This is a genomic window from Weissella koreensis KCTC 3621 (assembly GCF_000277645.1).
This window is the reverse complement of sequence record NZ_AKGG01000014.1, coordinates 169053-182411: the sequence shown is the minus strand read 5'-3', so window position 1 is coordinate 182411 and position 13359 is coordinate 169053. Positions and strand designations below refer to the sequence as shown.

Sequence of the window (13359 nt, the reverse complement as noted above, 5' to 3'; positions counted from 1 at the left end):
ATGAAACAGGATCAAAATCATTGGCTTGGTCAAATAGCGATGATTGGTATTGGGGGATTCATCGGTGGCGCACTGCGCGAAAGTGTAGAACTAATTTTTCAGAATATGAATCCGTTAGGAACTCTTGTGATTAATTTAACGGGAACATTTTTGACAGTTTTACTAACGGAAATTTTAATCAAAAAGTTAAGCTTATTAAATCAAATTCAAAGTGATTTTATTTTTGTTGGTATTATGGGAGCCTATACAACTTATTCTACGTTAATGTTAGAATTAACCAAATTAACGATTTTTCCAGCGCTCCTTTATTGGTCTATTAGTATCATCGGCGGTGTTTTGATGGTCTATGCAGCTGAGTGGGTTGGGGGAAAGGTTATTCAAAAATGATTCTAAAAATATTAATAGTTGGAATGGGTGCGGCAATTGGATCAATGTTACGTTTTTATATGCTTGATCGGTTAACGAAAGTAAGTAATCTTTCAAATAGTTGGATGGTTGTGATAATTAATTTATTAGCGGCTTTTGGGATGGGATATTTAAGTGGATTAAGCCTATCTTACCCATGGCATACCTTAGTCACATCAGGGATTATGGGAGGTTTTTCAACTTTTTCGACACCCATGAATGAATTAGCACAATCGTTGAATCAAGATAATCGAAAACAGATTGACTTAGTTTTGCTTAAAACTGGGATTATGTTTATTTTAGGGTTGCCGATTTTAATTTTAGGGATGTATTTGGCATAAAAATGGTCTACTTAAAGGTTTTGTAAAGAAATAGATGTAATATTTCGATTGTTCGTAATATTCTCGTTACGTATTTTTGTTATATTGTTTAAGGTTAATGTAAATACAAATAAAAATTATAAAAATAAGTGAAGGTGAGAGATTAATTAATATGAGTAATACGAAGAAAATTATTGGAACCGCAATCGCAGCTGCCGCTTCAGCAATCCCATTTATGGGGGGGCATGCTTCTGCTGATCAAGCTACTAAAACTTTCCGGGATGCATCAGTTGATGATGTTCAAAAAAATGCAGATGAAGCTAAAAATACACCAATGTATACTGTCCAAGCTGGAGATACGTTATCATCAATCTCTGATGTTACTGGTGTTTCAACGGATGATTTACAAAAATACAATAACTTGAATAGTTCAAGTGTAATTATCAATGGATCACAATTGAAATTATCTGGGGACGATACAGCTGAAGCAAAAGATGAATCAGTTAATGCTGATAGCAGTGAGCAAGCAAGTTCTACTAGTGCAGCTAGCAGCAAAACCAGTCGTTCAACTGCTACAAATCAAAAAGCTAATGTAGCCAATAGTACTGCTTCAACTGCAGTTTCATCAAATGATGCAACTTTGGCAGCCTTGAACGCTATGCGTGCTAGTGCTGGTTTGAGTAAGTTGAATTGGGATTCAGGTTTGGCAGCTAAGGCTCAAGGACGAGCTGCAATTGTTGCCGCTTCAGGAATTCCTTCTGATCACTTCCATACACAGGGTGAAGTTATTGCTATTGGATTTGGAGCTGGATCAACAGTTGTTTCCGCTTGGTATAATGAAACTAACATGGTTGGGGCAGCTAATGGTCATCGTAATTGGGAAATGAATTCTTCATATACTCATGTTGGTTTTGGTTATGTTAACGGTGTTATCGTTGGTGAAGCTTATTAATTTTAAATGTTCTCGATCTAACCTATAAAAACTTATAAAAAAGTCTGAAACATTTTTGTTTTGGACTTTTTAATTTGAAATTTTTAATGGCTAGCTGTTTAACTTGGTATCGTTTGCACAAAAAAAGTCAAATAAAATATGTTGATTTTTTTGTTAAGAAACTTTACAATAGTCAACATGATTAAAACATCTATCGAGATGTTAAGGAGGAAAAAATGGAAACTGATCAAACAAAAGCATTAGATATTCATGGTAAGCCGTATTCGCGTGTTGCATTAGTACTTATTATTTTATTCACAACTTTCGCCGGTACGTTAAACCAAACGTCATTAGGAACAGCAATTCCAACTTTAATGAAGGACTTTGACATTTCAATGGCAACTGCACAACAGGCCACAACTTGGTTCTTGTTAGTGAACGGAATTATGATTCCTGTGTCAGCTTACTTAATGACCCGCTTTCGAACTAAGTGGTTGTACGAAGTAGCATATATCCTACTATTTTTAGGAATGTTGTTAACTGCTGTTACTCCAGCCAAGTCTGAATTTTGGCCATTATTCATCGCTGGACGAGCATTACAAGCTCTGTCAGTTGGAATTACCATGCCCTTGATGCAATTGGTAATGGTTAATATTTTCCCTGAAAAGCAACGTGGAATTGCTATGGGATTGAGTGGTCTGGTCGTTGGAATGGCACCAGCCATTGGTCCAACCCTTTCAGGTTGGATTTTGGAAAAAGACCACGTCATCTTAGGATTGACGTTAAGTGATTCATGGCGTTCAATCTTCGTATTCCCAATGATTGTTTTGGGAATTTCAATTGTCTTAGGACTTTTCTTCTTTAAGGACGTTATTCCTAATCGTAAAGCTAATCTAGAATGGTTATCATTAATTCTTTCTACAATTGGATTTGGTTCATTCCTTTGGGGCTTCACTAATGTTGCCACTGATGGATGGGGTGACATGATGAATGTTATCTTACCAATCGTTATAGGGATTGCCTTTATTCTATTATTTGGTTATCGCCAATTGAAGTTGGACCGACCATTCTTGAATGTGCGGGTCTTTAAGAATAAGCAATTTACAATTACAACCATTTTGGTTGCCTTAGCAATGATGGCGATGATGGGTGTTGAAATGATGTTGCCTTTGTACATGCAAAATGTGCACGGACTTTCACCATTGGATTCAGGATTAGCCTTGTTACCAGGAGCTTTGATGATGGGACTTATGTCACCAATTTCTGGAATTGCTTACGACAAGGTTGGGGCAAAGCGTTTGTCACGAATCGGATTTGCTATCTTAACGATCGCAACCTTCCCATTCATCTTCTTGGGAATTGATACACCAATTCACTATGTAACTGTTTTGTATGCTCTACGTATGTTCGGAATCGCCATGGTTATGATGCCTTTGACAGCATCAGCTATGTCAGCATTACCAGTTAAAGATGCTGCCGACGGAACTGCAGCTAATAATACGGCACGTCAAGTTGCTTCAGCGGTAGTTGTTGCACTTTTGACTTCAGTTACTCAAAATATTATTAACAATAATACTCCAGCTCATCATCTTATGACTGAAAATCCAATTCAGTATGCATCTAAGATGGCTGACGCTTCTCTTCAGGGATTCCATGTTTCATTTGGAATTGGAATGATGTTTGCGATCGCTGGATTTATTGTTGCTAATTTCTTAGCTGGAAAGCACGAAAAGAAAGATATTGATGTAGACTATACGAAAGGGGTGAAGTAATTATGATGATTTTCATTTTAATTATTTTAGCAATATTTGTATTTTATGCATTTGTTGTATTAAAAAAGCCAATGGCTCGTTTGGTATTCGGTCTTATTGGTATCATCTTGTTAATTGGTGCTGTGGCCTTAACTACATTGAATTTCCATCAACACTGGGGAATGAAGAAAGTTACAACTACAACAACTAAAAAGATTTACTCAGCTGGACCAGCAGAGTCACCAGTTAAGTTGGTTATTACCAAGCAAATTGGAACTAAAGCTGACGATTATGTGTTTATTTATCGTGATCATGAAAACGATAAAGAAGCATCAGCACACTTTGTACCAAACCAAAAGAAGATCAATAGCTTTATTCACAGTACTGCTAAGTACCAAGTGAAGGATACTGATCAAGCCACAGTTACAATTAAAGAAACTCGTTGGCGTTGGGATTCAGACCTAGCAAAGCTATTGTTTAACTTTGCAGGTATGGATGGTAGCTTACAAAAGAAGGAAGCTATTGTTACCGTTCCTAAGAATGGTTGGAAAGCAATGACTCCTGAGGAAGCTCAAGCAACGGCTAAAAAGTTAGCTGCAATGCAAAAACAGCAAGCTGCTTTGGCACAAGCTCAAGGACAAAACTAACATTAATACAACAAATCTGATTATATAGAATGTCATAATTTATGAATTTTAACACATCTTATTTTGGAATATTACAAAATAAAGCTATTTAAATTAGGCTTTTTGAATTTTGGTACATGTTTTATAAAAGGGCTGGGACAATTTTTGTCCCAGCTCTTTTATATTTTAGTTTATTTATAATGCTTTGCTTAACTGAAATTAAAATAAAGAGCACTACCTTTTCTATGTACACAATGACTAGGAAAGACTATAATTAAAAATTGAGTTCAGATAATGAATTTCACAGGGTAGAAGTCTATGCGTTAAGGATCACAAAAACGGAATGTGGGTTGTGATTGAAAAATTTATTCAAAAGCTCTTTGGAGTTATTAAAGAATAAGTTTGCGATGTAGGTTTCGCATTCACTGACATCAGTGAAACCCTCCATTAATTAAGGAGGTGTTTTCAAATGAAGACATTAGAATATTTTCGGGCACCCAGGTTGCGGACCCAAACGTTGGCATTATTAGGAGTCTTAATGGCTCTTGATATTATTATTTCCCGATTTACTATTGGAAATTCGTTTTTTCAAATCGGTTTTACTTTTATTACCGGTGGGCTAATTGCTAAATGGTATGGGCCAATGTGGGGCTTACCAGTGGCGTTTTTGATTGATTTTTTGACTAATTTATTAGGAGGTCAGCCATATATTATTGCCTTTGCCTTAGTTAAATTGCTATCCGCATTTATCTTTGGATATGCTTATTATCAGCGGGAATATCTATCATGGTGGCGTTTGACGATTGCGATTGGATTACAACTACTATTGGCGAATGTGATTCTTAATACGGCTTTATTGGGAATGTATAACTTTATTCCGGTCCATTCTATTCAAGCCGCTTTAAATTCACCAATTGTGTGGGCGCGGGCTCTTAAAAGCCTTGTCATGTGGCCGATTGAAGTTATTATTAGTTATCTGATTTTAAACAATAAGCAGTTAGTTAAGATGGCTAAACAAATTTTCAATTAAAAATGATCACTTGTCTTTGTAATTTAATTTTGATAAAATAAATATTATTAATTAGTAGATGGAGAAATAAAATGCATTTTAATAGTTTACAATCAAATAGTTGGTGGCGTTTCTAACGCGACCGAATTGCATTATTTTGCGGATTCGGACGTGCACTTTTCTAGTGCAACCGAATCCGTGGAATGTATTTCTCAAAAAATGAGGAAATCTACCTGGGTTTGTTTGCCTAGGTAGATTTTTTTTGGAATTTAACATGAGGAATGGATTAAATTATGAATATAAAAATTAAATTAACAATATTAGGCTTGGCTCTTTTCTTAGGAGGAACGGCCATTCAAGAACATTATAAGGCCGATACTAAAAAAACAATTCCAACTGTAGGAGTTTTGCAATTTATGACACATCCAGCATTACACCAAATTTATACAGGGATTGAAGAGGGGCTAGCTGATGAAGGTTATCAGGATGGGAAAAATATTAAAATAGATTTTCAAAATGCACAAGGCGATCAGTCGAACTTAAAAACCATGTCGACTCGTTTTGCTAGTAAAAAAGTTGATTTAGCGGTTGGAATTGCGACACCTGCTGCGATTAGTTTAGCGAATACAATACAAAAGCAACCGGTTATATTTGCGGGGTCTACCAATCCCATTGGGTCCAAATTAGTAACAAATTATGACCATCCCACGGGGAATGTGACTGGGGTTTCAGATCAGGCACCGTTATCCGATCAAATTGAAATGATGAAAAAAATACTACCTAATTTGAATACTGTGGGAGTTTTATATACCTCCTCAGATGATTCGGCAACCATTGAGGCACATAAATTTCAAAAATTAGCTCAACAAAAGGGATTGGCAACTAAAGTGGCTTCAGTTGCATCTTCAAATGATATTAATCAAACGGTTTTACAATTGATTAGTAATCATCAAGTTGATGCATTGTTTATTCCCACTGATAATAATATTGCAGGAGCTATGAATACGGTCATTAAAAATACTAATGCTGCTAAAGTTCCTGTTTTTCCAACGGTTGATACGATGGTACAACAAGGTGGACTTGCTGCTGAAGCAATCAATCAGAAAGAAATTGGAATTAAGACAGGACGTATGATTGGACGGATCTTGTCTGGTAAGTCAGTACAAGATCAATCGGTTGAATTTATGCAACAAGGACATTTGGTGATTAATCAAAAACAAGCCGAAAAATTAGGGATATCAATTCCTAATGAATTAATGCAAAAAGCAAAAATTATTAACTCAAAGGAGTAAGCACATGGGAGTAATTGTATCAGCGATTGGGCAAGGAATTATCTGGTCCTTGTTGGGAATTGGTCTATATTTATCATTTCGTATTTTAAATTTCCCAGATATGACAGTGGAGGGGACTTTTCCGCTAGGGGCTGCAGTTTCGGTTACATTAGTAGCGCAAGGGGTTAATCCATTTTTGACTATTATAATTGCCGGTATTATTGGTGGTGTCGCCGGATTAGTAACGGGATTGTTGTACACAAAAGGTCAAATCCCAATTTTATTGGCTGGAATTTTGACTATGACGGCCACTTATTCGATTAATTTAAGAATTATGGGTCAGGCAAATAAGTCATTATTAGGGGTCAAAACACTCTTTAATAACTCACTATTTAATTGGCTACCTAGTAATTTTTCTACGATTGTAGTGGGTTTGATTATTACAATAGTGGTTGTTGCTAGTGTAGCTTGGTTTTTACAAACTGAATTAGGACAAGCTTTCATCGCAACAGGAGATAATCAAAATATGGCCCGAGCAATGGGAATTGATTCGGATGCAATGATTACCCTTGGATTAATTATTTCTAATGCTTTAATTGCATTAGGGGGCGCTCTAGTGGCGCAAAATAATGGGTTTGCTGACGTGAACATGGGAATTGGAATTATTGTTGTAGCTTTAGCATCCATTATTATTGGTGAAGTTGTTTATACAGATCAGTTAACCTTAATGGAACGTTTGGTGACGGTGGTGATCGGATCTATTTTGTATCGTTTTGTTTTGGTAGCTGTCTTGGCATTAGGTTTTGATGCGAATGATTTAAATTTATTTAGCGCTATTATTTTAGGATTAGCATTACTATTACCTAAATTGCGACAGTCATTGCATTTGGCAACACTATTTAATATGAAAGGATCAAAGGAATGACAGAATCAAGTTCACCTATTTTAGAATTAATTGATGCCACTGTGATCGTAAATCAGGGGACACCCAATGAAAAAACAATTTTAGATCATGTTAATTTTGTAATGCAGGCCGGTGATTTTGTAACCGTACTGGGCTCAAATGGAGCAGGTAAATCAACCTTTTTAAATGTTATTGCGGGGTCTTTGCCTTTGTCGTCCGGACAAGTTTTAATTAATGGGCAAGATGTTACTAAATTAAATGAGATTAAACGAACACATTTAATTTCTCGAGTCTTTCAAGACCCTAAAATGGGAACTGCTCCACGGATGACTGTGGCTGAAAATTTATTGTTATCAGCTCGAAGAGGAAAACGTCATCGGCTTGTTTCAAGAAAGTTAACGAAGGCTAAAAAAGATCAATTTAAAACTCTAGTTGATCAAATGGGAAATGGATTAGGACAACGGTTGGATGTGGCGACTGGTCAACTTTCTGGTGGTCAACGTCAAGCGTTAAGCTTTGTAATGGCAACTATTACAAAACCAGCGCTATTATTGTTAGATGAGCATACAGCTGCCTTAGATCCAAAAACTAGTGCACAATTATTAAAAGTCACAAATGAACGAATTCATGTAGACCAATTAACTGCATTGATGATAACTCATAATTTAGAAGATGCTTTGAAATTTGGGAATCGGTTAATTATTATTAATGCTGGTCGAATTGAATTTGAGGCACGTGATCAGGATAAAGAACGATTACATTTGAATGATCTTTTAGATCATTTTAAGAAATATTAATCATTGTAATGTAAATACAACATAAATGTAATATTTGTTCATATAAAATATATATTCGTATAATTATAGTAAAATGATTCTAGACAAGTGTTGATCTAATGTAAATGTAATCGCTTTCTTAGAATTGCATTAATTTTTAGGGTTTTGTGTTTAATGTCACATAACCGCAAAAAACAGTTTTAATGCAAATTATAGGGTGTAAATTGATTTTACAATTAAATCTAAAACGGTTAAAATATAGAAGAATTAAGTAATAGAACCTAGTTAACAAAAGGAGATTTTTCTTACAATGAAGAAGACTAAAATCGTATCAACTCTTGGCCCCGCCTCAAGCGATGTCGAGACAATTTCTAAATTGATTCAAGGTGGAGCAAACGTTGTGCGCTTCAACTTCTCACATGGAGATCACGAAGAACATTTGGGACGTATGAATGCTGTCCACGAAGCTGAAAAGCTTACTGGAATTAAAGTTGGATTTTTGCTTGATACCAAGGGTGCCGAGATCCGTACTACGGTTCAATCAACTAATAAGATCGAATTCAACATCGGGGATGTTGTTCGTATCTCAATGGATGATTCATTAGAAGGAACTAAGGAAAAGGTTGCTGTAACTTATCCTGGTTTGTTTGATGACGTTTTGGTTGGCGGACACGTTTTGTTTGATGACGGGAAGCTTGACTTCTTGATCACTGACAAGGACGAAGCTAACAAAGAATTGATCACAACTGTTCAAAACCATGGTTTGTTGGGATCACGTAAGGGTGTTAACGCCCCTGGTGTTTCAATTAACTTACCTGGAATTACTGAAAAGGATGCTGATGATATCCGTTTCGGTTTGCAACATGATATCAACTTTATCGCTGCTTCATTCGTTCGTAAGCCTGAAGACGTTAACGATATCCGCGCTTTGTTGAAGGAAGCCGGAAAAGAAGACGTTATGATCTTCCCTAAGATCGAATCACAAGAAGGTATCGATAACTTCGATGCTATCTTGGAAGTTTCAGATGGATTAATGGTTGCTCGTGGAGACATGGGAGTTGAAATTCCTGCCGAAAATGTACCATTGGTACAAAAGGATTTGATCCGTAAGATGAACGCTGCTGGTAAGCCAGTTATTACTGCTACTGACATGTTGGATTCAATGCAAGAAAACCCACGTCCTACACGTGCCGAAGCTTCTGACGTTGCCAATGCTGTCTTTGACGGTACAGATGCAACTATGCTTTCTGGAGAATCAGCTAATGGTGATTACCCAGTTGAAGCTGTTCAAACTATGGCTCGTATCGATGAAAAGGCAGAAACTGCTTTGGCATTGAATGGTCGTCATGTTAACAACTTTGTAACTTCAGATGATAACACTGAATCAATCGCTGCTGCTGTTGCTGAAGCAGCAAGCAAGTTGGATATCAAGGCTATCGTTGCCTCAACTAAGTCAGGTTACACTGCTAAGTTGATCTCAAAGTATCGTCCAAATGCAGACATCTTGGCATTGACTTATGACGAACGCGTTGAACGTGCTTTGAAAGTTTACTGGGGAGTTCAACCAGTTATTGCTGAAACTCCAGCTAACACTGATGCTATTATCGAAGCATCAAAGAAGGCTGCTGTTGAGCAAGGTTTGGCCCAAAAGGGTGATTCAATCATCGTTGTTGCTGGTGTAGCTGCTGAAGCTGGATCAACTAACTTGATGACTATCCAAACTATCTAATTTAAATTTAAAGATTACCATTTTTGGTAAAATTTAAAATAAGCAGGCTGTCAAATTTGACAGCCTGTTTTTGTATATATTTTTTAAATAGTTAAAATTAAATGTTAAAATGATAACCCAAATATATTTTATATTATTCGTAAATGTTGCAAATACATTTCAATTAGGTTACTATAAATTAATAGGTAAGAATCACGTGACTATCAAGTTGCATGGAGGAAAAAGATGAAATTTATAAAATTAACTAGTTCATTGATCATTGGGACAGTCTTGCTTGGAGCAACTAGCATGCCGATTAGTGCAGCTACACAAACTCAAACTAAACAATTAAGTCAACCGTATGTAGTCATTGGTTCAGGAAATTCTGATAAGTCTGGTATGTTAGATCTATTGGATCCAAATAGCAAGGCTAAGCAATTGACGGTGAACGGAGCCGATGGTGATCAATATTTGAATTTACAAGGTGTCAGTGATAGTGCCATGATCAGTTCAGTCTCAGTGGCGCCAGCTGAACCGGGTTCTGGAACTTTGGTTAATATTGAAAAATATGATGGTAACAACAATATTACTAAGGTAACCTCTCAACAATATGCCATGGCAGCTACCATGGCGGGAGTTAATGATGTAATTATTACGGTTTCTTCTAATCAATCGGTCTCAGGTGAATCAGCTCTAGCTGGAGTTTATAAGGCGTTAGCTAGTGATGGTACTAATTTGGATGCTGATAATACTTCTGCAGCTAATAACTTGTTGTCAGCTACTAGCAAGGCACAAGAAGAGGTAGGTGATGATAAAGCTGGTAAACTTTCGGGAGCAGTAACAGAAACAGCATCAGACATTGCGAGTGCTAAGCAAAAAGGAAACGAAATGAGTAGCACTGAAATCTCAAATGCATTAAACAATAATTTGAGTAATAATAATATTAATATTTCAGTTACTGCACGTCAGCCAATTGTAACTGCTCTACAGGATTTCCAAGAAACGCCAATTGCTTCTAATAAAGCCTTTATTAAGAATGCAAAAAATCAAGCAGATAATTTGAAAAAATCTACAGGAAATATGATGGCAAAAGCTAATGATTTCTTGAATTCTGAAGATGCAACCAATCTACGAGCAAGTGCGGATGGATTTTGGAATAAAGTCAAAAACTTTTTTGCCAATTTGTTTAGCTAAACAATTTTAATTTAAAGTGGTATAGTGAGGATAGGACGTCACGCTGGGCCAATCACCCGACGCAATATAGTCGTGGAGGTGTCAAAGATGTCACAGAAAAACCGTTTAAAGAAGCTGTTAATGAAAAAAGGTATTGATAACATAACAGTTGGTGGAACAATTGTTCCCGTCCAGGCTGCCAAAGAATTAGATTTAATTGAAGAGGCTCAAAAGCAAGGAATTATGTAACTTTGCGTTTTAGCAAATTATTTCAATGAATGGTTCCATGATAATTAATTTAATGAGCGTTATTTTTCTGTTTTAATCATAAAGAGAAAATAGACATTAAATAAGTTTTTTAATCTTTGAAATACGTTTAATAAGTAAAAAAAGTTGGGACTATTATGTCCTGACTTTTTTTATCACAAAATCATGTGTAGCAAGATTGAAAGGTATTTTTAAGAAAATAATTGTAATATAATAATAATTAATGTAACAATAATTTAAAAGGTAATTGTCGGAGGGGAATATGACACAAATTGTTGAGATCGATCCATTAGAATGGAATGAATTTGAAGAAAAACATAAAAATGGATTCGTGATGCAATCGGCTGAACAGTATCAATTATTACAAAAACGTGGTCGAGACGTGAAAATTGTTGGGATGAAACAGTCTGGTCAAGTGGTGGCTGGTGCGGTTGTGACAATTAATAAAATTCATGGTGGTTACAATGCCCTTATGGAACAAGGACCAATTCTTGATTATGAAGATCCAAAATTAGTAAAAATATTTTTTGAGGAAATTAAAAAATACTACCAAGAACAAGAACAAGGGGTAGTGCAACTTGAATTTTCACCATATCTTAGTTATCAAAACTTTAATGATCATGGAGAGCCAATTACTGACAAGCGTGATGATCTAGTTAATAATATAACTGCCACTGGTGCTATTCATCAACCAGTTCGAATGGGAATGACTGATCATGGATCAATGGGTTGGAAGTATGAGAAATCATTGGAAGGTATAACGGCTGACAATCTTTTAGATCATGTGGATAAAGATGTTAAATATTATCTAAAGAAGAATAAACAATTTGGAGTAACATATCGTTTCTTAAAACGGGATGAATTGGGTGATTTCAAAAAGATGTTAGAAGATACGGCTAAGCGTCGTGGTTTTCATGATAAGGATATTGAATATTATCAAACCGTTTTTGATGTTTATAAAGACAAGGCTCATTTTATTATAGCTGAGATCAACTTTATGGACTATTTGAACGCTGAACAAGAGGCGATTGATAAATTAGATGAACGATTATCAGTGCTTGGAGAACGTTTGGCTGCTAAAGAAACTAAGCGAAATCGTGGTCAATTTAATGAATTTAATGATCAAAAAAATCAACATTTGAAGCGAATTGATAAAATCATTCAAATGTATGGATCTATGGAAGAAGTTCCTACTGAACCAGTGTTAATTTCTGGAGCCATGTTCTTAGGGCAAGGAAATGAAATGGACTATTACTTCTCAGGGATGTATGATAAATACAAAGATTTTTATGGTCCTTATTTGATTCAATATGAAATGATTAAAATGGCTTTGGAACAAGGTTTCCCAATCTATAATTTCCTAGGAATTGATGGTGAATTTGATGGATCTGATGGGGTCTTAGCATTCAAAACAGAATTTGAGGGTTATGCAACTCAATTGATAGGAGAGTTTGTTTTGCCCATCCAACCAGTTAAATATCGGGTCTTGAAATTAATAAAGACCATCTTACGACGCGGTTAGTGGTTATTAAATAACAATAAAATATTTATATTTTTAAGATAAGTCTACACAATTGATTAAATGATTGTGTGGACTTTTTTAAACATAGTTATTAATATTTAAAATATGGAACATTGATATTTTAGAATAAAAAATGTGATTTTGAAAAATTAACCCTTGTATTATATATCGCAAAGATATATAATATTATATGTTGTTAAGAAATGGACAGCTAGCTCAGCTGGTAGAGCAACGGACTCTTAATCCGTAGGTCCAGGGTTCGAACCCCTGGCTGTCCACTAATAAGGAAGCATCTAGTTTAAGCTAGATGCTTTTTTTGTATTAAAAAAGCCTCAAAAGTTATGTTAACTTTCGAGGCTTTAGAGAGTATAATATTTTAACTCAAGACAGGTAATTCTGGAATTCCAAAGTAGAATCCTTGAATATATGTAACTCCAAATGAACGAGCCATTTGTAGATCAGCATTATTTTCAATTCCGTCAATTGTAAATCTAATATTATTGTCTTGGCAGAATTTAAGCCAAGGTTTCATCATTTGGAGAGTATCAGCTTGCTCAACTGGCTTTGAACGCAAATTCAATTTGATTCCATTCATAGTTACGAGATGCTGCTTCAAATCAGGCGTCAATTCAATCATATTAATGTCATTAAAGACAACACGAATATGAGCTGAATTCAATTTTTTGATTGTTGGTG

The 13359-nt window shown here is 35.6% G+C and carries 14 protein-coding genes, 1 tRNA gene and 1 riboswitch; of the genes, 14 read left to right on the top strand and 1 reads right to left on the bottom strand.

Annotated features, from left to right (window positions below; all coding sequences use genetic code 11):
• The 14 genes from JC2156_RS06315 to JC2156_RS06255 all read left to right on the top strand — a co-directional run bounded on the left by JC2156_RS06315 (position 1) and on the right by JC2156_RS06255 (position 12941).
• On the top strand, positions 1 to 387 hold the full coding sequence (locus tag JC2156_RS06315; protein ID WP_006845804.1) for a fluoride efflux transporter FluC: 387 nt from the start codon (positions 1 to 3) through the stop codon (positions 385 to 387).
• On the top strand, positions 384 to 746 hold the full coding sequence (locus JC2156_RS06310; RefSeq protein ID WP_006845803.1) for a fluoride efflux transporter FluC: 363 nt from the start codon (positions 384 to 386) through the stop codon (positions 744 to 746). The genes JC2156_RS06315 and JC2156_RS06310 overlap by 4 nt, the downstream gene beginning before the upstream one ends.
• A gap of 151 nt (positions 747 to 897) precedes the next feature.
• Entirely contained in the window at positions 898 to 1677 is a 780-nt protein-coding gene (locus JC2156_RS06305) for a CAP domain-containing protein (RefSeq protein ID WP_006845802.1), read from the top strand.
• Positions 1678 to 1892: 215 nt separating this feature from the next.
• Entirely contained in the window at positions 1893 to 3428 is a 1536-nt protein-coding gene (locus JC2156_RS06300; RefSeq protein ID WP_006845801.1) for an MDR family MFS transporter, read from the top strand.
• A 2-nt stretch (positions 3429 to 3430) separates the two neighbouring features.
• Positions 3431 to 4054 (top strand): DUF4811 domain-containing protein, encoded by a 624-nt coding sequence (locus JC2156_RS06295; RefSeq protein WP_006845800.1) that lies wholly within the window; start codon positions 3431 to 3433, stop codon positions 4052 to 4054.
• A 281-nt stretch (positions 4055 to 4335) separates the two neighbouring features.
• Positions 4336 to 4463, top strand: a riboswitch (THF riboswitch).
• 39 nt (positions 4464 to 4502) lie between these two features.
• A complete protein-coding gene (locus JC2156_RS06290; protein ID WP_006845799.1) occupies positions 4503 to 5063 on the top strand; it encodes a folate family ECF transporter S component in 561 nt (186 codons plus the stop codon).
• Positions 5064 to 5335: 272 nt separating this feature from the next.
• Positions 5336 to 6334 carry a tryptophan ABC transporter substrate-binding protein gene (gene trpX / locus JC2156_RS06285; protein ID WP_006845798.1) on the top strand — a complete coding sequence of 333 codons (999 nt, stop codon included), beginning with the start codon at positions 5336 to 5338 and terminating at the stop codon, positions 6332 to 6334.
• A gap of 4 nt (positions 6335 to 6338) precedes the next feature.
• On the top strand, positions 6339 to 7238 hold the full coding sequence (locus tag JC2156_RS06280) for an ABC transporter permease (protein ID WP_006845797.1): 900 nt from the start codon (positions 6339 to 6341) through the stop codon (positions 7236 to 7238).
• Positions 7235 to 8014 carry an ABC transporter ATP-binding protein gene (locus JC2156_RS06275; RefSeq protein ID WP_006845796.1) on the top strand — a complete coding sequence of 260 codons (780 nt, stop codon included), beginning with the start codon at positions 7235 to 7237 and terminating at the stop codon, positions 8012 to 8014. The genes JC2156_RS06280 and JC2156_RS06275 overlap by 4 nt, the downstream gene beginning before the upstream one ends.
• Positions 8015 to 8303: 289 nt before the next feature.
• The gene (pyk, locus tag JC2156_RS06270) at positions 8304 to 9722 is read left to right on the top strand and encodes a pyruvate kinase (protein WP_006845795.1); all 1419 of its coding nucleotides are present in this window, start codon (positions 8304 to 8306) and stop codon (positions 9720 to 9722) included.
• Positions 9723 to 9947: 225 nt separating this feature from the next.
• Complete coding sequence (locus JC2156_RS06265) at positions 9948 to 10895, top strand: DUF1002 domain-containing protein (RefSeq protein ID WP_006845794.1); 948 nt, start codon at positions 9948 to 9950, stop codon at positions 10893 to 10895.
• An 87-nt stretch (positions 10896 to 10982) separates the two neighbouring features.
• Complete coding sequence (locus JC2156_RS09010; protein WP_006845793.1) at positions 10983 to 11123, top strand: hypothetical protein; 141 nt, start codon at positions 10983 to 10985, stop codon at positions 11121 to 11123.
• 280 nt (positions 11124 to 11403) lie between these two features.
• The gene (locus JC2156_RS06260) at positions 11404 to 12663 is read left to right on the top strand and encodes a peptidoglycan bridge formation glycyltransferase FemA/FemB family protein (protein ID WP_006845792.1); all 1260 of its coding nucleotides are present in this window, start codon (positions 11404 to 11406) and stop codon (positions 12661 to 12663) included.
• A 205-nt stretch (positions 12664 to 12868) separates the two neighbouring features.
• Positions 12869 to 12941: transfer RNA gene (locus JC2156_RS06255), tRNA-Lys, on the top strand.
• A gap of 98 nt (positions 12942 to 13039) precedes the next feature.
• Here JC2156_RS06255 and JC2156_RS06250 read toward each other — a convergent pair.
• Positions 13040 to 13351 (bottom strand): EAL domain-containing protein, encoded by a 312-nt coding sequence (locus JC2156_RS06250; RefSeq protein ID WP_274507365.1) that lies wholly within the window; start codon positions 13349 to 13351, stop codon positions 13040 to 13042.
• Positions 13352 to 13359: the final 8 nt, after the last annotated feature.

Bases quoted from the DNA above. Each gene is read 5' to 3' on its own strand.
- JC2156_RS06315 (WP_006845804.1), top strand. From the start codon at position 1: ATGAAACAGGATCAAAATCATTGGCTTGGTCAAATAGCGATGATTGGT.
- JC2156_RS06310 (WP_006845803.1), top strand. From the start codon at position 384: ATGATTCTAAAAATATTAATAGTTGGAATGGGTGCGGCAATTGGATCA.
- JC2156_RS06305 (WP_006845802.1), top strand. From the start codon at position 898: ATGAGTAATACGAAGAAAATTATTGGAACCGCAATCGCAGCTGCCGCT.
- JC2156_RS06300 (WP_006845801.1), top strand. From the start codon at position 1,893: ATGGAAACTGATCAAACAAAAGCATTAGATATTCATGGTAAGCCGTAT.
- JC2156_RS06295 (WP_006845800.1), top strand. From the start codon at position 3,431: ATGATGATTTTCATTTTAATTATTTTAGCAATATTTGTATTTTATGCA.
- JC2156_RS06290 (WP_006845799.1), top strand. From the start codon at position 4,503: ATGAAGACATTAGAATATTTTCGGGCACCCAGGTTGCGGACCCAAACG.
- trpX (WP_006845798.1), top strand. From the start codon at position 5,336: ATGAATATAAAAATTAAATTAACAATATTAGGCTTGGCTCTTTTCTTA.
- JC2156_RS06280 (WP_006845797.1), top strand. From the start codon at position 6,339: ATGGGAGTAATTGTATCAGCGATTGGGCAAGGAATTATCTGGTCCTTG.
- JC2156_RS06275 (WP_006845796.1), top strand. From the start codon at position 7,235: ATGACAGAATCAAGTTCACCTATTTTAGAATTAATTGATGCCACTGTG.
- pyk (WP_006845795.1), top strand. From the start codon at position 8,304: ATGAAGAAGACTAAAATCGTATCAACTCTTGGCCCCGCCTCAAGCGAT.
- JC2156_RS06265 (WP_006845794.1), top strand. From the start codon at position 9,948: ATGAAATTTATAAAATTAACTAGTTCATTGATCATTGGGACAGTCTTG.
- JC2156_RS09010 (WP_006845793.1), top strand. From the start codon at position 10,983: ATGTCACAGAAAAACCGTTTAAAGAAGCTGTTAATGAAAAAAGGTATT.
- JC2156_RS06260 (WP_006845792.1), top strand. From the start codon at position 11,404: ATGACACAAATTGTTGAGATCGATCCATTAGAATGGAATGAATTTGAA.